Annotated in this window: 21 protein-coding genes and 1 riboswitch; of the genes, 11 read left to right on the top strand and 10 right to left on the bottom strand. The window is 65.3% G+C overall.

What is annotated here, in order from left to right:
* The first annotated feature begins 183 nt into the window (after positions 1-183).
* On the top strand, positions 184-939 hold the full coding sequence (locus XH93_RS38860; protein ID WP_194471491.1) for an SDR family NAD(P)-dependent oxidoreductase: 756 nt from the start codon (positions 184-186) through the stop codon (positions 937-939).
* Between the two features lie 98 nt (positions 940-1,037).
* Here the strand turns inward: XH93_RS38860 and XH93_RS38855 are convergent, their stop codons facing one another.
* The gene (locus tag XH93_RS38855; RefSeq protein WP_194471490.1) at positions 1,038-2,732 is read right to left on the bottom strand and encodes a GMC family oxidoreductase; all 1,695 of its coding nucleotides are present in this window, start codon (positions 2,730-2,732) and stop codon (positions 1,038-1,040) included.
* A gap of 419 nt (positions 2,733-3,151) precedes the next feature.
* On the opposite strand from XH93_RS38855, the gene XH93_RS38850 reads away from it, so the two are divergent.
* Positions 3,152-3,532: a hypothetical protein gene (locus tag XH93_RS38850; RefSeq protein ID WP_246799430.1), complete on the top strand. Its 381-nt coding sequence runs from the start codon at positions 3,152-3,154 to the stop codon at positions 3,530-3,532.
* 141 nt (positions 3,533-3,673) lie between these two features.
* Positions 3,674-3,811 carry a hypothetical protein gene (locus XH93_RS38845; RefSeq protein ID WP_194471489.1) on the top strand — a complete coding sequence of 46 codons (138 nt, stop codon included), beginning with the start codon at positions 3,674-3,676 and terminating at the stop codon, positions 3,809-3,811.
* A gap of 22 nt (positions 3,812-3,833) precedes the next feature.
* Here the strand turns inward: XH93_RS38845 and XH93_RS38840 are convergent, their stop codons facing one another.
* The 3 genes from XH93_RS38840 to XH93_RS38830 all read right to left on the bottom strand — a co-directional run bounded on the left by XH93_RS38840 (position 3,834) and on the right by XH93_RS38830 (position 9,265).
* The gene (locus XH93_RS38840) at positions 3,834-5,315 is read right to left on the bottom strand and encodes an aldehyde dehydrogenase (RefSeq protein WP_139486747.1); all 1,482 of its coding nucleotides are present in this window, start codon (positions 5,313-5,315) and stop codon (positions 3,834-3,836) included.
* Positions 5,316-5,430: 115 nt separating this feature from the next.
* Positions 5,431-5,898, bottom strand: coding sequence for a peroxiredoxin (locus tag XH93_RS38835; protein ID WP_194471488.1), 468 nt, complete (start codon positions 5,896-5,898; stop codon positions 5,431-5,433).
* A 70-nt stretch (positions 5,899-5,968) separates the two neighbouring features.
* Positions 5,969-9,265: an efflux RND transporter permease subunit gene (locus XH93_RS38830; protein WP_194471487.1), complete on the bottom strand. Its 3,297-nt coding sequence runs from the start codon at positions 9,263-9,265 to the stop codon at positions 5,969-5,971.
* Between the two features lie 317 nt (positions 9,266-9,582).
* On the opposite strand from XH93_RS38830, the gene XH93_RS38825 reads away from it, so the two are divergent.
* A complete protein-coding gene (locus tag XH93_RS38825) occupies positions 9,583-11,565 on the top strand; it encodes a glycosyltransferase family 41 protein (protein ID WP_194471486.1) in 1,983 nt (660 codons plus the stop codon).
* 36 nt (positions 11,566-11,601) lie between these two features.
* Here the strand turns inward: XH93_RS38825 and XH93_RS38820 are convergent, their stop codons facing one another.
* Entirely contained in the window at positions 11,602-12,213 is a 612-nt protein-coding gene (locus XH93_RS38820; RefSeq protein WP_194471485.1) for a gamma-glutamylcyclotransferase, read from the bottom strand.
* A gap of 163 nt (positions 12,214-12,376) precedes the next feature.
* On the opposite strand from XH93_RS38820, the gene XH93_RS38815 reads away from it, so the two are divergent.
* The 3 genes from XH93_RS38815 (at position 12,377) to XH93_RS38805 (ending at position 16,807) form a co-directional block, all read left to right on the top strand.
* The gene (locus XH93_RS38815; RefSeq protein WP_194471484.1) at positions 12,377-13,558 is read left to right on the top strand and encodes a DUF2125 domain-containing protein; all 1,182 of its coding nucleotides are present in this window, start codon (positions 12,377-12,379) and stop codon (positions 13,556-13,558) included.
* 204 nt (positions 13,559-13,762) lie between these two features.
* A complete protein-coding gene (locus tag XH93_RS38810) occupies positions 13,763-14,785 on the top strand; it encodes a tripartite tricarboxylate transporter substrate binding protein (protein WP_139857917.1) in 1,023 nt (340 codons plus the stop codon).
* Positions 14,786-15,235: 450 nt separating this feature from the next.
* Complete coding sequence (locus XH93_RS38805; RefSeq protein ID WP_194471483.1) at positions 15,236-16,807, top strand: winged helix-turn-helix domain-containing protein; 1,572 nt, start codon at positions 15,236-15,238, stop codon at positions 16,805-16,807.
* A gap of 162 nt (positions 16,808-16,969) precedes the next feature.
* On the opposite strand, the gene XH93_RS38800 is transcribed toward XH93_RS38805, so the two are convergent.
* Entirely contained in the window at positions 16,970-17,473 is a 504-nt protein-coding gene (locus XH93_RS38800; RefSeq protein ID WP_139486736.1) for a hypothetical protein, read from the bottom strand.
* Between the two features lie 306 nt (positions 17,474-17,779).
* On the opposite strand from XH93_RS38800, the gene XH93_RS38795 reads away from it, so the two are divergent.
* Positions 17,780-18,193 carry a hypothetical protein gene (locus tag XH93_RS38795; RefSeq protein ID WP_194471482.1) on the top strand — a complete coding sequence of 138 codons (414 nt, stop codon included), beginning with the start codon at positions 17,780-17,782 and terminating at the stop codon, positions 18,191-18,193.
* A gap of 54 nt (positions 18,194-18,247) precedes the next feature.
* On the opposite strand, the gene XH93_RS38790 is transcribed toward XH93_RS38795, so the two are convergent.
* Positions 18,248-19,465 (bottom strand): ABC transporter substrate-binding protein, encoded by a 1,218-nt coding sequence (locus XH93_RS38790; RefSeq protein WP_194471481.1) that lies wholly within the window; start codon positions 19,463-19,465, stop codon positions 18,248-18,250.
* A 324-nt stretch (positions 19,466-19,789) separates the two neighbouring features.
* Here XH93_RS38790 and XH93_RS38785 point away from each other — a divergent pair, with 324 nt between their 5' ends.
* Positions 19,790-20,026: a DUF1127 domain-containing protein gene (locus XH93_RS38785; protein WP_139486733.1), complete on the top strand. Its 237-nt coding sequence runs from the start codon at positions 19,790-19,792 to the stop codon at positions 20,024-20,026.
* A gap of 28 nt (positions 20,027-20,054) precedes the next feature.
* On the opposite strand, the gene XH93_RS38780 is transcribed toward XH93_RS38785, so the two are convergent.
* The 3 genes from XH93_RS38780 to XH93_RS38770 all read right to left on the bottom strand — a co-directional run bounded on the left by XH93_RS38780 (position 20,055) and on the right by XH93_RS38770 (position 23,036).
* Positions 20,055-20,993, bottom strand: a complete 939-nt coding sequence (locus XH93_RS38780; RefSeq protein ID WP_194471480.1) for a prephenate/arogenate dehydrogenase family protein — start codon at positions 20,991-20,993, stop codon at positions 20,055-20,057.
* 8 nt (positions 20,994-21,001) lie between these two features.
* Positions 21,002-22,099, bottom strand: coding sequence for a histidinol-phosphate transaminase (gene hisC / locus XH93_RS38775; RefSeq protein WP_194471479.1), 1,098 nt, complete (start codon positions 22,097-22,099; stop codon positions 21,002-21,004).
* Positions 22,100-22,187: 88 nt separating this feature from the next.
* Positions 22,188-23,036, bottom strand: coding sequence for a chorismate mutase (locus tag XH93_RS38770; RefSeq protein ID WP_194471478.1), 849 nt, complete (start codon positions 23,034-23,036; stop codon positions 22,188-22,190).
* Positions 23,037-23,225: 189 nt separating this feature from the next.
* Positions 23,226-23,305, top strand: a riboswitch (SAM riboswitch).
* 83 nt (positions 23,306-23,388) lie between these two features.
* Between XH93_RS38770 and XH93_RS38765 the strand changes: the two genes are divergently transcribed.
* Together XH93_RS38765 and metW are read left to right on the top strand one after the other, a co-directional pair.
* Positions 23,389-24,597 (top strand): homoserine O-acetyltransferase, encoded by a 1,209-nt coding sequence (locus XH93_RS38765; protein WP_194471477.1) that lies wholly within the window; start codon positions 23,389-23,391, stop codon positions 24,595-24,597.
* Positions 24,594-25,259, top strand: coding sequence for a methionine biosynthesis protein MetW (gene metW / locus XH93_RS38760; RefSeq protein WP_139486728.1), 666 nt, complete (start codon positions 24,594-24,596; stop codon positions 25,257-25,259). Before XH93_RS38765 ends, metW begins: the two co-directional genes overlap by 4 nt.
* The last annotated feature ends 131 nt before the right edge of the window (positions 25,260-25,390 follow it).

Below are 25,390 nucleotides of genomic sequence, written 5' to 3'. Positions count from 1 at the left end.
AGGAGGAGGCATTGACTACCGGCGTTGGCTGACGCGCATGTGACGTTCGCGCGACGGCTGTGACGTGCCGCGACGGGCATGGCGACGATGCCACAGGGCTTGGGCGCGCGATTTTTGCCGGCCGCGTTGAAACGTGTATCCTTGGCTCCGAGCGGTGCCGTTGGTGCGAACGAGGAGAAAGCTATGGATCTCAAAGGAAAGGTCGCATTGGTCACCGGCGGCACGGGCGGAATCGGCGAAGCGATTGCCCGGGCTCTCGCCGCCGCCGGTGCGGACGTTGCGGTTTCCTATGTCGGGGAAGCGGCGCGCGCGGGTGAGTTGGTCGAGGCGCTGCGGATCGCTGGCCGGCGCAGCCACGCAGTGCAGCTGGATCAGCGTGATCCCAACTCGATCGATGCGTGCGTTACGGCCGTCACCGGGCATTTTGGTCGGTTGGACATTCTGATCAACAACGCCGCGTGGAATGTCGGCATCCCGTTCAAGGAGCTCGACGCGCTGACGCCCGAGATCTGGGATCGGATTCAGGAAACCAATACCCGCGGCCCATTTCTGCTCGCGCGGGCCTTTGCCGCCGAACTTCGGCGGCACAAGGCCGGCCGCGTCGTCAACATCGCGTCGATTGCCGGGCTCGTGCCGGGTGGCAGCAGCATCGCTTATGCGGTCAGCAAGGCGGGGTTGATCCATCTCACGCATTGCCTGGCCGTCACGCTGGCGCCCGAAGTCACCGTCAACTGCATCGCGCCGGGCCTGGTGGAAGGCACGCGCATGGCCGATCGGGTGCCCGAAGCCATGCGGCAGTCGGCGCGCGCCCAGTCGGTCCTCGGACGCACCGGCAGCGCCGATGACATCGCCGAGCTCGTGGTGGCCTATTGCCGGATGGAGAGCGTCACCGGGCAGACCATCGTCGTCGACGGCGGCAACCCGATGGCGATGCACTAGAGAGCGTTTTCCAGCGAAGTGGACGCCGGTTCGCGTGAAGAAAACGCGTCAAAACGAGAATCTAGAGCTCCGTTCCGATTCCATCGGAGCGGAGCTCGTCACTGCATTGCTGCTGCGATCTTCTCCGCCGACATCAGCACCGGAAAATTGGTGTTGGCGCATGGCACCACCGGGAAGATCGAGGCGTCGACGACGCGCAGACCCTGGATGCCCCTGACGCGGCCCTGGGTATCGACCACTGCCATCGGATCATCGGCGCGCCCCATGCGGCAAGAGCATGAGGCGTGCCACACGCCGATGGTGCCCTTGCGCACGAAGCTTTCCAGCGCCTCATCGTCGTTGATCACGTCATCGAAGCTGAAGCCTTCGACCACGAAATTGTCGATCATGTAGTGGCGCAGCGCTGCCGGGCCGTCCATCAGCATCGCGGCGATGTTGGTCAGGATTCTGTTCTTGTTGTTGACGACGCCGATCTTGCGCACGCGGTCGGTATAGGAGGCTGGGAACGGCTTGTCCGTCACCGCCTTGACCGCATCGCTCATCTGGACGGCGGCCATCTTGCGGAAACCGCTCATCAGGCGGTCGAGATCGCGCCGGTCAGACAGCAGATTGAACTCGACGATCGGCTCCGCCTCAGGCTCGCGCGAGGCCAGCTTGATCTGTCCGGTCTCGGAATAGGTCTTGTTCACGAATGTCAGCAGTGAGCCGATCTGCGCGCCGACCGCGTGCCAGGCCGACTTGCTGAGCACGACGACGAACATGTCGCCCTTCGGCACATCAGGCAGCCCGGACGAATAACGCAGGCCGAGCTGCATGTGCCGCCTGGTGTGCTCGTTCATGCGCGCGCCGCGGCGGACAAAGGACGACAGCGAAATCGAGGGGTGATCCATCAGGCGCTGGCCGACGCCGGCGAGGCCCATCCGGACCGGAATGCCCATGTCGCGGAGATGGCCGACCGGGCCGATGCCGGCGCGCAGCAGATGCGCCGGCGAATGGATGGCGCCGCTGGACAGAATGATCTCGCGGCCGCGGAATTCCTGCTCGCGTCCGTCGACCTTCGCCTTCACGCCGACGCATTGCGTGCCTTCGAACAGCAGTTCTCTGACCTGGGTGTTGGTGGAGATCGTGAGGTTGGCGCGCTGGCGCGTCTCGCGGTCGAGATAGCCCATGGCGGCCGAGACGCGCTGCTCGGCCTGGTTGGAGTGCGTTACCGGGAAATAGCCGTCGACGAACTCGCCGTTCTGGTCCGGTATGAATTGATGGCCGGCTTGCTGGAATGCTTCGGCAAAAGCCTGTGAATGCCGCGTCCAGTGCTCCCTTGGGATTCTGCGCACCGGAATACGGCCGTCCTTGCCGTGGTACGGTCCGTCGAAATCGAGATCGCGTTCGACCTTTTTGAAGAACGGCAGCACGTCGTTCCAGCTCCACCCGGCGGCGCCGCGCGATTCCCATTCATCGTAGTCGGTCGGCGCACCGCGGTTGGCCATCTGCCCGTTGATCGACGAGCCGCCGCCGAGCACGCGCGCCTGTTCGTATTTGCGCAAGGGAGGGCGCCGTTCGTCCGGATTGTTGTGGCTGACGACCTGGGTCGTGACCTTGAGCTCGGTCCAGTGGAAGCGCGGATCGAAATAGGCGGTACCTGGATAGCTGTCCCGGATCTCGGCCGGCTCGTTGCCGGGCGGCGTGTCCTGCCCGGCTTCGCACAGCAGAACCTTGTTGGCGCTCTTGGCCGACAGCCGGTGGGCCAGCACCGACCCCGCCGAGCCGCCGCCGACGATAATGTAGTCGTACACGATGGGGGCTTCCTCTTGCTCTTGATTTTTGTCCTAGGAGGATAGCGCGATCTTTTTGCGCGGTCACGCTGGCCCTGCCGCGGCAGTTTTACCGTCGCTGTTCGTACGTCCGCCGCTCGCGCCACAACGGCCACGGCAAGCAGATGCCGCTGCGTGGTGATCCGGCAGCTCGCGCAGCTGATGCCGGAATGCCTCTGTGACAACCAGGCCGAAATCACGTCATTGCGTTCTGCTGGGCGAGAATTACGAGCCACATTTTGGCCATAGCCCGCACCTTAAACGGCCGGGCGGGCCTTTGCCCGCCCTGTGTTGCGTCGCCCGACCGATGCGGTCGCTTCGCAATTGATCGCGGGATCATCCGCGACGTCCCCTCACACACAATGGATGGTCTCCCGCCAACAGCAAGAAGGACTATTGTTATGCGTAAAATCCTGGTTGCAGCTGCCGTGCTGTCGGCATTCGTTTCATCTGCTGCCGAAGCCCGCAGCCACCACCGTCATCGGCATCATGCACATTCCGGCCGTCCGGCAGCGTGGTGCGGCTGGTACATGCGTACGCAGGTCGGCAGCGATCCGGGGCCGCAGTACAACCTGGCGCGATCCTGGGCGCGCTACGGCAGCAATGCCGGCGGCCCGTCGATCGGCACCATCGTGGTGTGGCGTCACCATGTCGGCAAGATCGTCGGCCAGCAGAACGGTCAATGGATCGTGCAGAGCGGCAACGATGGTCATGGTGTTCGCGCACGGCCGAGGTCGCTGGCCGGCGCGATCGCGTTCCGCAACGCGTACGCTTCGTTCTGAAGACAGCGGCCAACGCTCGGCCAGATAAACGAACCGTTCATCAAGGCCGCCTAGGTTGGCAGCGGCTTCGCAAGAAGCTCTCTCAGACAGGCGCCGTCGCCCGTGTTGACCAGGCGGCGGCGCCGATTCGAATGGCCACACATGCCGAAGAAACCGAACAAGGCTGCGACCGTGACGTACTGGTCGGCTGCCTATCTCAGCCTCTGGAACGGCATCGCGGTCGTCGCCGTGACCAGCGGCGTCCTCGGCTTCCTGTTGGTGGCCAAGCGCTATCTGTGAGCGTGCGCGAGGCCGCAGCCGCTCACCGCATCACGAACGGATTGGCCGGCACGTCCTGTGCGGTCGAGATCCAGACGCTCTTGGTTTCCTGATATTCGCGCACCGCGTCGATGCCGCTCTCGCGGCCGACGCCGGAGAACTTCATGCCGCCGAATGGCATCATGTAGCTGATGGCGCGATAGGTGTTCACCCACACGGTGCCGGCGCGCAGCTGCTTCGGCACGCGGATGGCGCGGGCGAGATCCTTGGTCCAGATGCCGGCGGCGAGGCCGTAGATGGTGTCGTTGGCGATCCGGATGGCGTCCTCCTCGGTGTCGAAGGAGATGATCGACAGCACCGGCCCGAACACCTCTTCGCGCGCGATCCGCATCGAGTTGTCGACATCGGTGAAGATAGTCGGTTCGACGAACTGGCCGCCCATGATGCCGTCGCCGGAGGCCGGCTTGCCGCCGAGCAGGCAGCGCGCGCCCTCGGCTTTGGCGATGTCGATATAGTCGAGCACCTTCTTGTACTGCGCCGGCGTCGTGATCGGGCCGACATTGGTGTCGGGCTTGCTGGGATCGCCGATCTTGGCGGATTTCGCCAGCTCCAGCACGCGCGCGACGAATTTTTCCTTGATCGAGCTCTGCACCAGCAGCCGCGATCCGGCGATGCAGGTCTGGCCGGTCGCCGCAAAAATGCCGGAGATCGCGCCGGCGGCGGCCGCCGTGAGGTCGGCATCCTCGAACACGATGTTGGGCGACTTGCCGCCGAGCTCGAGCGAGACGCGCTTCAGGCTCTTCGCGGCGGTCTCGTAGACTCTTGCGCCGGTCGTGTCGGACCCGGTGAAGGTGATTTTTGCCACCCCCGGGTGCGAGATCAGCGCGGCGCCGGCCTCGGGCCCGAAGCCGGTCACCACGTTGAAGATGCCGTCGGGAATCCCGGCCTCTTTGGTCAGCGCCGCGAATTCCAGCGTGCTGGCCGAGGTGAATTCCGACGGCTTGACGACGACGGCGCAGCCGGCGGCGAGCGCGGCGGCGCATTTCCAGGCGACGAACAGCAGCGGCGAATTCCAGGCGGTGAGCGCCGCGACCACGCCGACCGGCTCATGGGTGGTGTAGGCAAAGGTCTCCGCCTTGTCGATCGGCACCAGGCCGCCTTCGAGCTTGTCGACGAGGCCGCCAAAATACCACCACCATTCCGGATGGTAGCGCAGCTGGCCCAGCATCTCCGCCATCAGCTTGCCGTTGTCGCGCACCTCGATCTCGGCGAGGCGCTCGGCATTGGCGGCGACGAGATCGCCGAGCTTGCGCATCGCCTTGCCGCGCGCGGATGCCGTCATCTTGGCCCAGGGGCCGTTCCACATCGCCTCATTGGCGGCCTTCACCGCCTTGTCGGCGTCGGCGGCGGTGCCGCGCGGGATCTTTGCCCAGGCCTCGCCGCGATAGGGATCGATCGTCTCGAACCATTCGCCATTGGCGGGGTCGACATACTGGCCGTTGATGTAGAGCTGGTAGGTTTTCACGGTATCCTCCCGATCCTGGCAGACGATGCTTCCGATTGGTCAAACGCTACCACGCCTTTCGCGACGTCGTTACAACGCAGCCGCGCGAGCGGGTTGCAGCCGGCGCTGGCCGGCATCACCCCGGCGTATTGGCGAGCTCCGCGGCGATGATGGCACCCAGCGCCATGTCGCTCTGCTGCCCAAAACCGTGATGCACGATGTTGCCGTCGCGCCCGATCAGGATGCTGGTCGGCGTGCCCTGCATGCCATAGCGCTGCATCGTCACCGGGATCGGCGTGTCCTCGCCGGGCTGGTCGACGCCGATCGGAAAGGTCAGCCGGTACTCGTGAATGAACGCTTCCAGCGACACCGGCGTCATCGCGTCGTGGTGCTCGAATACGGTGTGCAGGCCGATCACCTGCAGGTCGGAATGCTTGAACAGCTCGAAGGCGCGCTGCGTCTGCGGCGTGCCGTGCGCGACGCAGCCGGGGCACAGCATCTGGAAGGCGTGCAGCAGCACCGGCCGGCCGCGCAGCGCGGCCAAAGTCAGCGGTTCGCCGGCGTTGAACCAGCGCGTGACTACGAGTTCCGGTGCGAGAGTCACGGATCGGTTCCTTGCGCTGTCTCTGACCGCAGGTTGGCAAGGTCAGCACCGGTCTGTCAACGACCGGAGGTCAAGACGGGTTCGACGCTGCCCTCCGCGCGCGGCGTGCAGCGCGCCGCCGCTGGGTCCAGAGCCGGGCGCGGTCGAGATAGAGGTAGACCACCGGCGTCGTGTAGAGCGTCAGGATCTGGCTCAGGATCAGGCCGCCGAAGATCGCGATGCCGAGCGGCTGGCGCAGCTCGCTGCCCTCGCCGAAACCGATCATCAGCGGCACCGCGCCGAACAGCGCGGCGAGCGTCGTCATCATGATCGGCCGGAACCGCATCAGGCAGGCCTCGTAAATCGCATCGCGCGACGACAGCCCGCGTTGCCGTTCGGCGTCGAGCGCGAAGTCGATCATCATGATGGCGTTCTTCTTCACGATGCCGATCAGCAGGATTACGCCGATCGCGCCGATGATGTCGAAATCGGTCCGCGACAGCATCAGCGCCGCCACCGCACCGACGCCGGCCGAGGGCAAGGTGGAGAGGATGGTCAGCGGATGGATGTAGCTCTCGTAGAGCATGCCGAGCGAGATGTAGATCGTCGCCAGCGCCGCCAGGATCAGAAAGATTTCGTTGGCCAGCGCCTGCTGGAAGATCTTGGCGGTCCCCGCGAAGCCGCCATGAATTCCCGCCGGCATGCCGATCTCGTGCATCACCCTCTCGATCACCGTGGTAGCTGTGCCAAGCGAGGCGCCCGGCGGCAGGTTGAAGGAGATGGTGCTGGCGACCAGGAGGTCCTGGTGATTGACCGCAAGCGGCGTCTCGCCCGGCTCGAAGCGGGCTACGCTCGACAGCGGGATCATCGTCTCCGCGCTGGTCGAGACCGCGGTCCCGGTCGAGGCGACACCCTTGCCGGTGGCGCCGATCGAGTTGGTGGCCTGGTTGCGCACCGCATTGGCGGCGACTGCGCTGAGCGAACTCGTCTGCGATGACGAGGCCACCGTTCCGGCCACCGCGTTGGTGCTCTGGGTGCCGGTCGCCGATCCGCCCGCGGTGGAGATATAGACCTCCTTCAAGGTCTCCGGATTCTGCGAATAGCGCGGCGCGACCTCCATGATGACGTGATACTGGTTGCGCGCGACGAAGATGGTCGAGACCTGGCGCTGCCCGAACGCGTCATAGAGCGTGTTGTCGATCTGGCTGATGGTGAGGCCGAGGCGGGCGACCGAATCGCGATCGATCACCAGATTGGATTGCAGCGCCTTGTTCTGCTGGTCCGTGTTGACGTCGGCCAGCAACGGCTCCTTCTGCAGCGCGGCGACGAGCTTTGGCGTCCACTCGTTCAGCTCCTCGAAGGTCGAGCCCTGCAGCGTGTATTGATAGGCGGCGTTACCGGAACGCCCGCCGGCGCCGAGATCGCCGACCGATTGCAGGAACAGCGTGGCGCCCGCGACCTCCGAGAGCTTGTCGCGCAGCCGCTCGATCACCCGGTCGGCGCGCAGGTTGCGTTCGCTCATCGGCTTCAGCGAGGCGAACACCGTGCCGGTGTTGGTGGCGCCGCCCGGGCCCGCGCCGCCGCCGCCGGTGAAGCCGACCGCGGTATCGACCGCCGGATCGCTTTTGACGATCTCGATGAACTGCGTCAGCTTCTGCTTCATCAGCTGGAACGAGGTGCTCTGGTCGGCCTGGATCGAGCCGATCAGGAGGCCGGTGTCCTGCTGCGGCACAAAGCCCTTGGGCACCACGGCGTAGAGGTGGAAGTTCAGATAAAGGGTCGAGCCGAGGATTAGCATCACCATCAGCGGGTGGCGCAGCGCGAGCGCCAGCGTTCGCCGGTAGCCGCCCAGCATCAGTTCGAAGATCCGCTCGCTGATCCAGTAGATCCGCCCGTGCTGCCGGCCGCGCTCGCTGCGCAGCAGCACGGCGCACATCATCGGCGTCGTGGTCAGCGAGACCACCAGCGAGATCACGATCGCGATCGTGATGGTCATGGCGAATTCGCGGAACAGGCGGCCGACCAGGCCGCCCATCAACAGGATCGGCACGAACACCGCGATCAGCGACACGCTCATCGACAGTACGGTGAAGCCGACCTCGCGGGTGCCGAGCAGCGTCGCCTGCAGCCGCGACATCCCGGCATCGAGGTGGCGGCTGATGTTTTCCAGCACCACGATGGCGTCGTCGACCACGAACCCGGTCGCGACCGTCAGCGCCATCAGGGAGAAGATGTCGAGCGTGTAGCCGAGCAGGTACATCACGGCGAAGGTCGCGATCAGCGACACCCCGACCGCCACCACGGGCACCAGCGTGGCCCGCGCACTGCGCAGGAACGCGAACACCACCAAGATCACCAGCGCGACGGCGACCAAGAGCGTGATCTCGACGTCGTGCAGCGAGGCGCGGATGGTCTTCGAGCGGTCCATCGCGAGGTTGATGTCGATGGCGGGCGAGACCGAGGCCTTCAGCTGCGGCATCAGCGACTTCACCTGGTCGACCATCTGGATGATGTTGGCGCCCGGCTGTCGGTACACGATCATCACGATCGCCGGCTTGCCGTTGGCAAGCCCGATGGTGCGCACGTTTTCCACGGAATCGATGACGTCGCCGACGTCGGTCAGCCGCACCGGCGCGCCGTTGCGGTAGGCGACGACCAGCGGCTTGTAGTCGTCCGCCTTCCGCGCCTGGTCGTTGGCATAGATCTGGTAGCGCTGCTCGCCGACGTCGATGCCGCCCTTCGGGCTGTGCGCATTGGCGCTGGCGATCGCGGCGCGGACGTCTTCCAGCCCGATGCCGTATTTGTTGAGCGCCGGCGGGATCAGCTCGACCCGCACCGCGGGCAGCGAGCCGCCGCCGACCGAGACTTCGCCGACGCCGGCGACCTGCGAGAGCTTTTGCGCCAGCACGGTCGAGGCGGCGTCGTACAGCTCGGCCGGCGTAAGCGTGTCCGACGTCAGCGTGTAGATCAGGATCGGCGCCGAGGCCGGATTGAATTTGCGGTAGGTCGGATTGGCGCGCAGATTGGTCGGCAGGTCGGCGCGCGCCGCGTTGATCGCCGCCTGCACGTCGCGCGCCGCTCCGTTGATGTCGCGGTCGATGTCGAACTGCAGGGTGATGCGGGCGGAACCGAGCGAGCTCATCGATGTCATCTCGGTGACGCTGGCGATCTGGCCGAGGTGGCGCTCGAGCGGGCTCGCCACGGTGGCGGCGACGTCCGCCGGGCTCGCGCCGGGCAGCGTCGCCTGCACCATGATGGTCGGAATGTCGACGTCGGGCAGCGGCGACACCGGCAGCTTGAAGAACGCAATGACGCCAGCCACCACGAGCCCAAGCGACAGCAGCGTGGTGCCGACCGGTCGGCGGACAAAGGGCGCGGAGAGGTTCATTGCATCAGCATCGGCGTCGTTGCTGGGAGCTTCTATCCGCCTGCGCCGTAATGCAAAAGCTTAAATGTCACAGCGCGCCGCCACACCGCCGCCGCGTTTCGCCGGATCGCCGGTGAGGCCGCGGTGCGCAGCAACATTCCCGCAATAAATGCCTCCGCCACGCCGTCCCAGGTGAGGATTTTGGCATTCGCTCACTGGACGGCACTGTTCCTTGCCGTCGAGGCTGGACGCGTTTGCACCATCCGCGGTAACCTCGCCCGGCGGTTGCGGCCGGCGTTGCTGCGTGTGGTGATCCGATCCTGATGCTGTGAGCTGCAATGTCCGTGATCGCCAAGACCTTCAATGACGGGCTGGCCGCGCTCAACGGCCGCGACTTCAGGCGCGCCGAGGAGCTGTTCCGCCGCGTCGTCAAGAGCGATCGCTCGAATGTCCCGGCGCTCAACCTCCTGGTCGTTGTTCTCATGAGCATGGAGCGCTTTGCTGAGGCCGAGCCGCTGATCGCCCGCGCGACCTCGCTCAATCAGCAGTCGGACGTGTCGTTCTACAATTACGGGCTGATCTCCAAGCATCTCGGCAAGCCGCAGCAGGCGCTGGAGAACTTTAGCAAGGCGCTGGCGCTCAATCCGCGCACGGCCGAGACCTGGAACAATCGCGGCACGGTCTACAACGATCTCGAGCAATATGGACTAGCGGTCGCCGATTTCGACCGGGCGGTTGCGCTGAACGGGGCCTATGCCGAAGCCCATGCCAACAAGGCCAAGACGCTGCTGCTGCTCGGCCGCGCCGCCGAGGCGCTAGCGGCCTATGAGCGGGCGCTGGCGATCAATCCGCGCCTCGCGGAGGCGTGGCTCGGCCGCGGCAATGCGCTCTACGATCTCGGCCGCTATGACGAAGCCTTCAGCGCTTACGACCAGGCGCTGTCGCTGAAGCCCGATCTGGAGGGCGTCGAGGGGGCACGGCTTCACACCAAGATGCGGCTGTGCAATTGGGACCGCCTCGGCGACGAGGTCGCGCGCCTCACGGCGTCGGTGCACGCGGGCAAAGCGAGCTGCGGGCCATTCGCGCTGCTGTCGCTGTCGGACGCCGCCAAAGATCATCAACGCTGCGCCGAGGCCTGGGTGACGCAGCGGCATCCCGCGGCGCCAAAGCCGCTGTGGCGAGCTGCGCCCCGCGCCCACGACAGGATCCGCCTCGGCTACGTCTCCACCGATTTCCGCAAGCACGCCACCGCGTATCTGATCGCGGAATTGTTCGAGCTGCATGACCGGACGCGGTTCGATCTGTTCGGCTATTCGATCGGACCGGACGACGCCTCCGACATCCGCGCCCGCCTGATCAAGTCGTTCGACAATTTTGCCGCCTGCGAAGCGCGGCCGGATGCCGAGGTCGCGCGCGCGATCGCGGACGCGGAGATCGACATCCTGGTCGATCTCAACGGTTTCACCAAGGGCGCGCGCAGCAATATCTTTGCGCTGCGTCCGGCGCCGATCCAGGTCAATTATCTCGGCTATCCCGGGACGATGGGGGCGCCCTATATCGACTACATCATCGGCGATGCGACCGTCCTGCCGGAGTTGGACGCCGCCTGTTACGCGGAGAAGCTGGTCCGGCTACCGCACAGCTATCAGCCCAACGACCGCAAGCGGCCGGTGACCGATCGGCCGTTCACCCGGCGCGAGTTCGACCTGCCCGACGACGGCTTCGTGTTCTGCTGCTTCAACAACAGCCACAAGATCCTGCCCGAGACGTTCGCAAGCTGGATGCGCATCCTCGGTGCCGTCGACGGCAGCGTGCTCTGGCTGGTGGCCGAGAACCAGACCGCGATCGGCAATCTGCGCAAGGAGGCCCGCGCGAGAGGTATCAACCCGGCCCGCCTGGTCTTCGCCGGCCGGCTCGATCCGGCGGAGCATCTGGCGCGTCACCGCCTCGCCGACCTGTTCCTCGATACGCTGCCCTACAACGCGCACACCACCGCCAGCGACGCGCTGTGGGCCGGGCTGCCGGTGGTGACCCGGATCGGCCCGACGTTTGCGGGCAGGGTAGCCGCGAGCCTGCTCACGGCGGTCGGCCTGCCCGAACTGATCGCGCAAACGGCGGAGCAGTTCGAAGACCTCGCCGTGCGGCTTGCCAAACATCCCGATGAACTCGCCGCCGTCAAAGCCAAGCTCGAGCGCAATCGCCTGACCGCACCGCTGTTCGACACTGCTTCGTTCGCGCGGCATATCGAGTCCGCCTATCAGGCGATGGTCGATCGCTACCGCGCCGGGCTGCCGCCGGATCATATCTCGGTGTCGGCCTAGAGCCTACGGATCGTTGCTGAAGCAAACGCCCGTGCCTCAGCCCGGCTCGATCCCTCCACCACCCGCGCGCGCATCGTGATGCAGTGTCCCGGCATCGCGCAGCATCGCTGCAAGCTGATGCAGCTGCGCGTCGCGAAAACCCTGCTTCTCGATCGCGGCGACCGTCGAGAGCACATAGTCGCGGTTGTCGCCGGAGCGGCCGTGGCCCTGCTGCACCAGGCGGAGCTGCTCGGCCAGCGACAGCCGGCCGGCATATTGCACATGGCCGCGATCGACCACATAGGCCAGCGCACTGACCCGATCGCGCGCCTCGTTCTCCAGCCACACCGAGCGCATCACCTCGCGATAGACATTGGTGGTCTGCTCGCGGCCGCGCAGATAGGCGATGGTGTCGTTGCGCAGGTGCGCGGCGACGCGGAACGCGATGCCGCGGCAGGCGCCGCCGCGGTCGAGCCCGAGCACGAGGCCCGGCTTCTCCGGCGTGCCGCGGTGGTCGAACGAATAGACGCAGAGTGCGCGATGCTCGCCGATCAGCCGCGCCGGCGTCTGTTCCAGGAACGCGAAGCCCGGCTTCCACATCAGCGAGCCGTAGCCGAACACCCAGAGGTCGCCGTCAGCGGTTTCGGAGCTTTGAGGATTTGCTGCCATTGCGCTGATGGGCTAGCAGAACAAATCGCTCAGGCGAAGCAGATTTCGTGATGTTTCCAAAGGGCACTGAAGCGGCGCTTACGGGGGGTCTTCGAGTCCTCAAGGGTTGCTTAAGGCTTGCTACCGCTTAGATTTTGACAAATTCGCACGTCAAAGGACCCGCATGTCCGATCTGACACCGCGCCGTCGCTCGCGCTTCGGCCTCTATCTCGTGCCCGCCCTGGTGCTCATCGCCGCCGTGCTGTGGAGCGCCTTCTGGTGGTTTGCCGCCTCGCAGGTCGGCGTGCAGGCCGATGCCTGGCGGGCGCAGGAGGCAAAGGCCGGCCGGGTCTATGATTGCGGCAACCGCTCGGTGGCGGGTTACCCGTTCCGCTTCGAGGTCCGCTGCACCGATCCGAGCGTGATGCTGGTGTCGCAGACCGCCGCGCCGCAAATGGCGTTCGTGGCGCGGCTCGCTGAAATCCTCGTGGTGGCGCAGGTCTACGATCCAAAACTCGTCATCGCCGAGTTCAAGGGACCGGCGACGCTCGCCGAGCGCGGCGCGCAGCCGAACCTGTCGATCAACTGGCGCAGCGGGCGCAGCAGCGTGGTCGGGCTGCCGGCGGTGCCGCAGCGCGCCTCGCTTTTATTCGACGATCTTGCGATCGATCGGATCGGCGGCCCGGCGCCGCTGCCGGTCGCGCGCGTCAACCATATCGAGCTGCACGGCCGGCAGGTCGACGGATCGGCGCCGGACAGTCCCGCGATCGAAACCGTGCTGCAGATCAATGGCGGCACCCTGCAGGACGTGCATCCGCTGCTGACCCAGCCGTTCAACGCCGACATTCATGCCCGGCTCAACGGCCTCAAGGATTTTTCGCCAAAACCGTGGCCCGACCGCTTCCGTGAGATCCAGGCCGCCGGCGGCAGTGTCGAGATCCAGCAGTCGCGGATCGAGCAGGGCGATCTGCTCTCGGTCGCCGCCGGCACGCTGCGCCTCAACGCGCAGGGCCGCATCGAGGGCGAGCTGCAGATGACGGTCGCCGGCATCGAGCGCGTGATCCCCGCGCTCGGCATCGACAAGATGCTGGAGGAGGGCGTGCCGCAGTCGACGCTCGATCGCGTCGCGCCCGGCGTGAAGAGCCAGGACGTCAGCAATTTGTTCGGCGCGCTCGACCGCGCGATCCCCGGCCTCGGCAAGGTGATCAAGCAGAACGCCAATGCCGGCATTTCCGCCGGCATCAATTCGCTCGGCAAGGACGCCGTGCTCGAAGGCAAGAAGGCCCGCAGCTTCCCGCTGCGCTTCGCCGACGGCGCGGTGTTCTTGGGCCCGCTCAAGGTCGGACAGATTCCGCCGCTGTTTTGAGCTCTGCCGTCATTGCGAGCCAACGGGTCGCGCGAACGCGCGCCCGATGACAGGCTCCGCGAAGCAATCCATCGTGCGGCATACGCGGAGACATGGATTGCTTCGCTTCGCTCGCAATGACCGCGGTGGGATCGTGATGCGCTAGGGTAATCCGCCCTATGGCATATCTACTGCGCCAATCTGTCCCGTGGCCGCGGCCGAACGATGCGATACCCTTCCGAAAAATCGAGGGAGGGAGCCGTGCCGACGCCATTCAATCGCCGTCACTTCATCGCTGCAGGCGCGGCCGCCGCCGCGATGCCTTTCCTGTCGCGTCGCGCGTTGGCGCAAGCATGGCCGTCGCGGCAGATCCGGATGATCTGCAGCTATCCCGCGGGCGGGCAGACCGACCTCTTGGCGCGGGCCTTCGGCGAATACATCTCGAAACAGGTCGGGCAGACCGTCGTGATCGAGAACAAGGCCGGCGCGTCCGGTTCGATCGGCGCCGCGGAAGTGGCGCGCGCGGCGCCTGACGGCCACACCATCCTATGCTCGATCTCCACTACTTATGTGATGAACCGGGTGATGATGAAGAACCCCGGCTACGACATGGACAAGGATCTGACGCTGGTCAGCGTGCTGCCCGGCGCCGGGCTGCTGCTGGTCGCGAGCCCGAAGCTCGGCATCAAGAACCTCGATGATTTCGTCGCCTTCGCGCGCAAGAGTGGCAAGGTGAATTTCGGCACCTACAGCGCCGGCTCCGCCCCGCACATGACCATCAACGAGCTCAACAAGCAGTATGGCCTGCGCATCGAGCCGATCCACTATCGCGGCGAGGCGCCGATGTGGACCGGACTTGCCGAAGGCACGCTCGACGTCGCGATGGGCAGCTACACCGCCGCGCAATCGGTTCTGCAGAGCGACCGCGGCATCGTGTTCGCGGTGCATTCCAAGAAGGTCGACGCGATCCCCCATATCAAGACGCTGCCCGAGCAGGGCGCGACGTCAAAATTCTTCACCGTGAGCGGCTTCACCGGCTGGGCGCTGCCGAAGGCGACGCCGCAGCCGATCGTCGACCGGCTCGCCGAGCTCTGCGTCGCCGCCAGCAGCGATCCCAAAGTGAAAGAGGTTCTCGCCACCTTCGTGCTGGAGCCGACGCTCGGCTTCAAGGAAACCAATGCGCTGTATCAGCGCGAATTGCCGGTCTGGCTGGAGACCGCCCAGGCGCTCGGCCTCGATCCGGCGTAGCGGTCGATCGATGGATCGGCCATTGCCGGCGCCATGCCGACACGACGGACCAGAACCGTAGGGTCCAACGCCGAAATCTTTCTGAACGGGGCAGGACCGTCTCGTCCGGCCGCAACCAGCATTCCTCGTACCAATCAGGCCGAACCCGAAACACGTCGATCGCCCGTTCGAATTCCACCGGAAGAGTCCTTTGTGGTCGCATGACGCGATCCCCGACGACCTGAAGCCTGTGCCGCGGGGACGCGCAGGCGCAACCGCATGCGGCCCAACCGCATTGCGGGGCACGTCCTTTGCACCTCTCCCGGCGTATGCCTGGTCTTGAAAGTGGCAGCGCAGCCGAAGGCTTGCTTGACATCCAGCTTACATTTTTCTCACCTCCGGCTTATTCTTTCTGCGCCAGACCGTGTTCGAGCGCGGTGCGCGATCAGGGGCAATTTGGGGAATGGTGCCTTGCGCTATTTCTTCGAGGATTATTCGTTCGATACCGAGCGGCGCGAGTTGCAACGCGGGCCCGAAATCATCCCCATCGCGCGTCAGGTCTTCGCGCTGCTTGAGTATTTGATCCGCAACAGGGACCGCGTCGTCAGCAAGGACGATCTTGTCGACGCGATCTGGAACGGACGCATCGTGTCCGATGCGGCGTTGACGACCCGCCTGAACGCCGCCCGCAATGCGGTCGGCGATTCCGGGCAGGAGCAGCGCCTGATCAAGACGCTGGCGCGGCAAGGTTTCCGCTTCGTGGGCACCATCGTCGAGGACCGCGCGGCCGGACCGGGTGGCCCGGCGACGGATGGCGGCGAGTCTGCAAGGATGCCGTCCACCACCCCCCGTCTTTCCGTTGCCGTGATGCCCTTCGCCAATCTGAGTGGCGAGGCTCGGCAGGACGACTTCGTCGATGCGATGACGGAAAATCTGACCTCCGACATATCTCGCCTTCCTGACTATTTCGTCATCTCGAGCAAGACGGCGTTCGCATTCAAGGGCAAGACGGTGGATGCGCGGCAGATCGGCCGCGAACTCGGCGTTCGCTACGTGCTGGAAGGCAGCGTGCAGAGCGGGGCCGATCGCCTGCGCGTGAACGCACAGCTCATCGACGCCGAATCCGGTGCCCACATTTGGGCTGAGCGATTCGACAAGCCACGGTCAGACCCGTTCGAGATGCAGGATGAGATCACAGCCCGGCTCGCACGGGCCATGGATATCCAGATGGTGGCGGCGGAAGCGCGGCGGCTGCAGCGCAAAGAGGCGTTGGATGCAGTCGATCTGGCGCTGCGCGGGTGGACGGTGTTTTTCCAGAAAGTGTCGGTCGCCGGCGCCCGCGAAGCACGGAGCATATTCGAGCAGGCGCTCCGCATCGACAATGCCAACGCCGATGTCCTGATGGGCTTGACCGAAGCCCACCTGTGGGAGGTCAACGCCTACATGTCCGAGGCGCGTGCCGAGCAGGTTCGTCTGGCCGAGACGGCAATGTCAAAAGCGTCGGGACTGACGCCCCTCACGGCCCGCCTCCATTTTTGTCGCGCCGCGTTGTTGATCGCTCTGCGAGCACCGGAACGAGCGCTTCGAGAGATTGAACTCGCCATCAGCCTGGATCCAGATCTGCCCTACGTTCACGTGAGAGCAGGGTGGGTGAAGGTCTTCCTTGGGCGAGGCGAGGAGACCGAAGGCCACCTGGCCACCGCGATGCGCCTCAGCCCGCGTGATCCGATGCTCGGAACCTGGTACGCGCTCCTGGGCCTGGCGGATCTGCAGCTCGGCAGGCTTGATATGGCTGTGGACCGTTTGCGCAGGGCCATCGAGATTGCTCCCGCCAATGAGCTCCCGTACTTCCATCTCGCAGCGGCTCTGGCGCTTCAGGACCGTCAATCGGAGGCGGCGGAGGCTGCCGAAACGGGGAGGCGGCTGGCTCCCATTTTCCGTATCGGCAAGTGCCGCCTCGAAGTCCAAAGCGACAACCCGGTTTTCCTGGCCCAGCGCAATCGAATCTATCAAGGCATGGAACGGGCCGGTGTCCCGGAGTGACGGCGTTTCACAACGGCGATGGTGTCGTCGATCGGCGACGCTCGGCCTGCAGCCTTCCCATCTGCGTATTCACGGATCGGTCGGATACGCTTTCCTGCCGGAAGCCTACGTTGAAGCCGCCATGGATGCACGTCGGCCTTGGCCCAGAACTGACACAGGGGACTAACGCCTGCGTTTGACGCCGAAAATAGAGACGGGATCGGACACGGTGCCAACGGGATGGCCCAGGATTTTCAAAACTTGAAGTTCCTGCGCGAAGACAATCCCGTGCTCCCGTGTTGTTGTTATTCCAGCCTTCAGCGCCTGCTTTTCTCGCCCGGCGCCAGCGCTGCGGTTGATCTCGGCCCATACTGGGAACAACCGCACGTAGCTCACATTGCTGCCGGGTAAATTAGCCCAACTCTGGGGAAAAACGTGGTCGATATCCACATTGTCACCCCATTCGTCAGCCGCTTCTACAAATCCCGACGCGCTCGCTTTGGTCCAGACCGCACGGTAGGTACCGAGTTTCGGCGAAGCCCACACCATACACGGGTCACTCGCATTCTTGGTAACGAGCACCAAGGCTTGTGCCTGATGACCGAGTGGCCATGGATCGCCAAGCTTCAGAAGTGCCTCAAAGCTCTCCGCAGCCACGGGAATATTTCCAGGAAGAGTTAGACCCATGCAGTCCTCTCCTTCGAGCCCTCAGCACCGACGCGCCACGGACGAAATCTTTGCAATGCGATAGGAGGCGTTGGGTAATGCCTCGTTCAACATAGCACGAATTTTATCGAGGCCGCCTCCACAATCTCGGCATCCTGCTGCCGAGACGCTCAGCCAGCGACGTCCGCCTCGCCGGCGAAAGCCGACGTTGAAGCCCGGCCTTGGCCCGGTAGCTGGCGTGTCTTCCTGAAGAACAGGCTTGTGCTATCGTCATTCGGCAATCGATCAATTGGTCATGGTTCGACCGCCGCAGGGAAAACCACGACAATGAACATCAAATTGTCAGCCGTCGCGTTGCTCGCGATAATCGCGCCGGGACAGGCGGGTGCCGCAACGCTCACCGACGCCGAGGCGGCGTTCCTCGAACAGGTCGTCATCGCGTCCGCGGTGCTCGAGCAGCGCTGCCCCGGCTACGAGGCCAATGGTGCCGGCGGCGTGCAGCTCGGCGCCAGTCTGCTCGGCAGCACCGATGCCGCGATGGCGATGATCAATGCCTTTGACACCGCCATCAAGGCGCACGACGGCGTGGACTACGATCCCGCCAATTTCCGCCCCGAGGTGTCGGAGGCGGCCGGCAGGACCTTCAAGCGCGTCCATGCAGAGTTGATCGAAGACCCGCAACGCGCTTGCGCCGACTATGGCGAGGCCAGCGCGGTGCGCGGCCTGCTGCGACGGTACTGAACGGCTTTTTGCGCGCCTGGCCCGCCATCGCGTGTCGGGGCGCACCGACCGTCGTTACTTCCTGCTCGTATCCGCGAACGCGGTATCGAGCACATCGCCGATCGGCTGCCAGCTGCGGCCGTCGAACTGCAGCAGCCGCAATTGCTCGACCGGCCGGAAGCCACCGGTGTTGATCTTGATGCCCGGGAGCAGCGCGGCGGCCTGATAATCCCTGAGCGCCGCCGCCTGCTTCATGACGTTGTCGCGTGACAGGTCGTTGCCGCATTGCCTGAGCACCTGGACCAGCGTTTCGGCGGCGGCATAGCCATAGACGGCGGCAGCGTCATCCTTGCCGCCGGCTTTCGTGTACTTGTCGAGGAAGCTGCGCCAGGCGCCGGTGTCCTGCTGGTCCTTCCAGGCCGGATCGCTGGCATCCTTCAGGAAGGCGGCGGTGATGACGCCGGTCGCGTTCTCGATGCCGGCCGGCCTGAGCACCGTCTCGATCGACGATGCCATCTGGTTGAGGATGAACACCGGCCGCCAGCCATGGTCGGCCGCGGACCGGATCACCTTGGCCGCATTGTCCGGCACCCCGGCAAACACGAACACCTCGGCCCCCGAGCGCTTCAGGATCGAGACGTGACCGTCGAGATGCTGATCATCGACATCATAGGCGATGTCGACCCTGATGTTCTGCGCGACCTTGCCCAGGCCCTGCTCCAGCCCCTTGAATAATTCCCGCCCGAACGTGTCGTTTTGCCAGAGCGCCACGATCTTCTTGCCGGGATAGAACGCCTGGATGTAATTGGCGTAGATGCGGCCCTCGTCGCGGTAGGAGGGCTGCCAGCCCATGGTCCATGGATAGACGGACGGCTGATTCAGGTGCTCATCGCCGGAGGCAACGAACAGCTGGGGGATCCGCCGTTCGTTGAGATACTTCCGCACCGCCAGATTCCCCGCTGTTCCGAACGAGCCGAACATCAACAGCACATTGTCGGTCTCGACCAGAATGCGCGTGAGGTCCATGGCGTTGGCGGCGTCGGATAGATCGTCGTAGGACATGAAGCGGATCTTGCGGCCGCCGATCCCGCCGCGTTCGTTGATCATGTCGAAATAGGCGGCTTCCGCCTTGCCGATCTGGCCGAAGATTTCCAGCGCGCCGCTATACGGCATCAGATTGCCGATCCGGATCTCGGTATCGGTATAGCCCTGGTCGCGTACTTTCTGCGTGATGGCGCCGAGTGATGCCAGCGCGAGGGCGCCGGCCAGCAGAGTTCGGATCAATGTAGCCATGGGAGGAACTCGCACGAGGGCAGACACCGCTGCCTAGATTTCGGTTCAGCTCGCGTCGTTCATTGATCTGGATCAATAGCACTTCGACGGGATCGCCGGCACCCCCTTCGTCAGCCCTCCGGAACCGCCGCCATGCGCATGCCCGCATAACTTCGTTCGCGCGCGGCCACATATTCCCGCACCGTGCCGACGAAGCGAAAACCCCTGCGGCCGGAGCCGCAAGAATAAGCCGCCGGTAATGAAAATGTAAGCTGGCCATTAAGCGCGCCTTCGCCTGCTGCGCCAATCTGGTCTGGTCAACCCATCAGACCGGGTAGTACCACAATGAGCAGGATCTACGGGACTACCGAGCCTGTACCGGCCGCGACAAGGCGGCCGGTCTACAGTCCGCTCGAGGTGTATTGGGAAGCATTCCAGGAATGGCGCAAGCGCGCGAGGCTGCGACGCCAGCTCTGCCAGTTGAGCGACAGCGAGCTGATCGACATCGGCATCACGCGCGGTGAGATCGACTACGTCGCCTCGCACCCATCGATCGACCCGACCGGCTGCCGCTCGCGCTGACGCGCGGCGCTGGGCGAGAGCCGCGTGCTTATCCCGGCTTCTTCAAATTCGCATGCGGGCGGCCGAAGTCGGGGGCGGCGGAATCCTGGCCGGTCTCGACGATGCCGCGGCGGATGGCGCGGGTGCGGGTGAAGTGCTCGAACAGCGCCTCGCCGTCGCCGCGCCGGATCGCGCGGGTGAGCTTCGACAGATCCTCGTTGAAGGTGCCGAGCATCTCCAGCACGGCCTCCTTGTTGGCGAGGAAGACGTCGCGCCACATCGTCGGGTCGGAGGCGGCGATGCGGGTGAAGTCGCGAAAGCCGCCGGCGGAGAATTTGATCACCTCGGATTCCGTCACCTGCGCCAGCTCGTCGGCGGTGCCGACGATGGTGTAGGCGATGAGATGCGGCAGATGGCTGGTGATCGCGAGCACGAGGTCGTGATGATCCGGCGTCATGATTTCGACCTTGGCGCCGAGCGCGGCCCAGAACGCGCGCAGCCGCTCGGTCGCGGCCGGATCGGTGCCCTCCGGCGGCGTCAGGATGCACCAGCGGTTGATGAACAGCTCGGCGAAGCCGGAGTCCGGCCCGGAATGCTCGGTGCCGGCCACCGGATGCGCCGGCACGAAGTGCACGCCGCCGGGCAGATGCGGCGCCATGTCCCGCGCGACCGCGCCCTTCACCGAGCCGACGTCGGAGATGATGGCGCCCGGCTTCAGATGCGCGGCGATCTCGGCCGCGACCGGGCCGCAGGCGCCGACTGGGATGCAGAGGATGACCAGATCGGCATCCTGCACCGCCTCGACATTGGTGGCGACGACCTTGTCGACGATGCCGAGCTCGGCGACGCGCTCGCGCGTCTTCTCGGAGCGGGCGGTGGTGACGATCTCGCCGACCAGGCCCTGCGCGCGGGCACCGCGCGCGATCGAGCCGCCGATCAGGCCGAAGCCGATCAGCGCAAGGCGGTTAAACAGCGGAGCCGTGGTCACGTCAGCGTTCACTTTCCGGCCAGGAAGTCGCGCAGCCCCTCGACCACGAGACGGTTGGCCTCCTCGGTGCCGACCGTCATGCGCAGCGCATGCGGCAGCTTGTAATTCTTCAGCGCCCGCAGCACGAGGCCGCGCCGGGTCAGGTAAGCGTCGGCCTCTTCCGCAGTCTTGCCTTTGTCGGTGGGGAAATGGATCAGCACGAAATTGGCGACGCTTGGCGTTACCTTCAGCCCGAGCTTTTCGATTTCCTCGGTGAGCCAGTTGCGCCACTGCTCGGTGTGCGCCTTCGACATCTGCACATGCGCGGAGTCCTCGATCGCCGCCACCGCCGCCAGCATCGCCGGCGTCGAGACGTTGAAGGGACCGCGGATGCGGTTGCAGGCGTCGATGATGTGCGCCGGCCCGAACATCCAGCCGATCCGCAGTGCCGCGAGGCCATGGATCTTGGAGAAGGTGTGGGCGACGACGGTGTTGTCAGTGGTCGCGACCAGCTCGATCCCGAACTCGTAATCGTTGCGCGAGACATAGTCGGCATAGGCGGCGTCGAGCACCAAGAGCACATGCGACGGCAGGCTGGCGCGCAGCCGCTTGACCTCGTCGAACGGCAGATAGGTGCCGGTCGGATTGTTCGGGTTGGCGAGCCAGACCAGTTTTGTGCGCGGCGTCACCACCTTGAGGATGGCGTCGACGTCGGCGGTGAAGTTGGTTTCGGCCGCGATGACGTTCTTGGCGCCGTTCGCCATGGTCGCGATCGGGTAGACCAGGAAGCCGTGGGTGGTCGAGATCGCCTCGTCGCCGGGGGCGAGATAGGTGTGCGCCAAGAGGTTGAGGATCTCGTCGGAGCCGGCGCCGCAGATGATGCGGTCGGGATCGAGCCCATAGACGCGGCCGATCGCCTCGCGCAGCACCCGCGAGGAGCCTTCCGGATAATCCTCGAGATGGTCGGCCGCCGCCTTGTAGGCCGCGATCGCCTTCGGCGACGGGCCGAACGGGGTCTCGTTGGCCGACAGCTTGAACACCTTGCGGCCCGGTTCCGGCGTCGGAGCCTTGCCCGGCGTGTAGGGCGCAATATCGAGAATGCCGGGGTTCGGCACGGGGCGGGACATCGTCAACTCCGAATAGCGCGTCTTCCAGCGAAGGGGGTTACCGGTTCGCGTCAGGAAAACGCCTCAAGCAAAAATTTGGGCGGGCGGCTCAACCCTTGGCCGACCCGTTGGAAGGCACCGTATAGCGCGTTGCGTGGCTGCCGACGAGGGCCGACGAGCGGACCGAGGCGCCGGCCTTGATCAGGGCCGTCTTCACGGTCTCGAAGCCGGTGCCGGTGATCGAGACCAAGAGCGCCGCGCCGTCGAAGGCGGTGTCGGGCACCGCAACGATTTCGGCGAGCGGCGCCACCGCACGGGCGACTTCGGCGGTCCAGCCCGAGACGCGCACGCTCCAGGTCTGCACCTCTGTCACCATGGCATCGTCGGCGACCCGCGAGATCACGAACACCGGCAGCGCGGCCGGGTGGTCGGCGCGCTCCAGGAACGGCAGCCGCGCAATGATCTTCGGCGCGCCGTCGGCTTCCAGCGCATTCCACCACGGCGTCCGGCTGGCGATCGCCGAGACCAGCGCGAGGTCGCCCTTCGACTTCGCCACCGCCTCGACCGCGGCCTGTGCGCTGAAATGCGACACGTAGGGCACCACGAAGCCGAAGTGGAAGCGCGCCGAGTCGCGCATCGCGGACTCGCCGACCGAGACATCGGCATGCACCGCGAACGGCGCCTGGACGTAGGTGAAGGTCGAGATGATGACGCGCCAGATGCTCTCGATGGTGTCGAGCGGCAGGATGCCGCGATGCCGCCGCACCAGCTCGCGCATCATGCTGGCCTCGCGCGCCGGGCGGAACGCCGAGCCGACCTCCTGGGTCTTCTTGACCTGGATCAGGCGGTCGATGATGTCGCCGCGCGCCATCAACAGGCGGTGAACCTGCTCGTCGATCGCATCGATCTCCTTGCGCAGCTCGGCCAGCGAAGGCGGCGACGGGGGTGGGTTGGACATCGCGAAAACCTTGTTCGTCCGGGCGGGCTCGATGTGGCCGCGGACCGCTCCCTGATTAGGAAAGACGGGCGACGAAAGCAAAGAGAAACCTCGCAAATGAGCCCTTTGCGGTTCAGCCCTGCGCAATCGGTTAACCATCGGGCCGGGATGCAGGCTGGCTTGACGACGGGGGGCCCGAGGACTAGTTTCCCGCTACTCCGTGGTCATTTGAGCCGGCCGGCTTGCAGCCACGTTAAATAACTCGCTAAACAGGCCGGGGACAGATCGCTCCCGGCCGAACCTATGTTCAGGCCGGGTTTTTTATGGCCTGATTTCTGTTCGAGGCCTCCCGCGCGGAGGCAGGGTCGCCTACATGAGCAACGTGCGTCCGATACTCAGTCCCACGGCCCAGAGCGAAGATCGCGCGCATGAGGCCGATCATCCGTCGTCGCTGGTGGCGAAGTTCGGCATCGACCAGCCGCTCAAGCTCGATTGCGGCGTCGACCTCGCGCCGTTCCAGATCGCCTACCAGACCTATGGCGAGCTCAACGCCGACCGCTCCAACGCGATCCTGATCTGCCACGCGCTGACCGGCGATCAGCATGTCAACAACACCCATCCGGTCACCGGCAAGCCCGGCTGGTGGGACACCATGGTCGGCGCCGGCAAGCCGCTCGATCCCGAAAAATACTTCATCATCTGCTCCAACGTGATCGGCGGCTGCATGGGCTCTACCGGGCCGGCCTCGATCAACCCTGCCACGGGCAAGATGTGGGGGCTCGAATTCCCCGTGATCACCATCCCCGACATGGTGCGCGCGCAGGCGATGCTGATCGATCGGCTCGGCATCACCACGCTGTTCTGCGTGGTCGGCGGCTCGATGGGCGGCATGCAGGTGCTGCAATGGACCGCGGCCTATCCGGAGCGCGTGTTCTGCGCGCTGCCGATCGCCTGCGCGACGCGCCACTCGGCGCAAAACATCGCGTTCCATGAGCTCGGACGGCAGGCCGTGATGGCCGATCCGGACTGGCGCGGCGGCCGTTATGTCGACGAGGACACCCATCCGCATCGCGGCCTCGCGGTGGCGCGGATGGCGGCGCACATCACCTATCTCTCGGACGCTGCGCTGCATCGCAAGTTCGGCCGCAGGATGCAGGATCGCGAGTTGCCGACCTTCTCGTTCGACGCGGATTTCCAGGTCGAGAGCTATCTGCGCTACCAGGGCTCGTCGTTCGTCGAGCGCTTCGACGCCAATTCCTATCTCTACCTGACCCGCGCGATGGACTATTTCGACATCGCCGCCGACCACAACGGCGTGCTGGCGAACGCGTTCACCGGCATCAAGACGCGGTTTTGCGTGGTCTCCTTCACCAGCGACTGGCTGTTTCCGACTTCGGAATCGCGCGCGCTGGTGCACGCGCTGAATGCGTCGAGCGCGCGGGTGTCGTTCGCCGAGATCGAGACCGATCGCGGCCACGACGCCTTCCTGCTCGACGTGCCGGAATTCTTCGACATCTCCCGCGCCTTCCTGCAGGCCGCAGGCAAGGCCCGCGGGCTCAACGACGGCGACGTGCAGTCATGACCATGCAGCAGACATTGCCCTTGCCGGGCGTCGCGCCGGAGCGGACCGGCGGCCATCGCACCGACCATCTCCTGGTCGCCGACATGGTGCGGCCGGGCTCGCGCGTGCTCGACGTCGGCTGCGGCGACGGCGAGTTGCTGCAGCTCCTGGAGAGCCGCGGCATCGACGGCCGCGGCATTGAGCTGTCGCGCGAGGGCGTCAATGGCTGCGTCGCCAAGGGGCTCGCGGTGGTGCAGGGCGACGCCGACACCGACCTCGTGAATTATCCCGACGACGCCTTCGACTACGTGATCCTGTCGCAGACCCTGCAGGCGACGCGGCAGCCGCGGGTGGTGCTGGAGAATCTGTTGCGCATCGGCCAGCGCGCCATCGTCTCGTTCCCGAATTTCGGCTTCTGGAAGATGCGGCTGCAGCTTTTGATCGGCGGCCACATGCCGCGCACCGAGAACCTGCCGGCGACCTGGTACGACACGCCGAACATCCATTTCTGCACCATCAAGGATTTCGTGCAGCTCTGCGACGAGATCAACGTCAAGATGGAGCGCGCCGTCGCGCTCGACCTCTACGGCCGCCCGGTGCCGCTCAACCTGCCGTGGTGGGTCTGGAACATGTTCGGCGAGCAGGGCGTGTTTTTGCTCAGCCGCGGCGGCACGGGGAAGTAGCCAAAACCATCATTGCGAGGAGCGGAGCGACGAAGCAATCCACCCCTCCGCGTATGCGGACTCATGGATTGCTTCGCGCAGCCTGTCATCGGGCGCGCGTTCGCGCGACCCGTTGGCTCGCAATGACGGTA

The organism is Bradyrhizobium sp. CCBAU 51753, from assembly GCF_015291565.1.
Taxonomy (GTDB): Bacteria; Pseudomonadota; Alphaproteobacteria; order Rhizobiales; family Xanthobacteraceae; genus Bradyrhizobium; species Bradyrhizobium ivorense.
The sequence above is the reverse complement of the archived record's forward strand: the minus strand, read 5'-3'. Positions and strand labels throughout refer to the sequence as shown.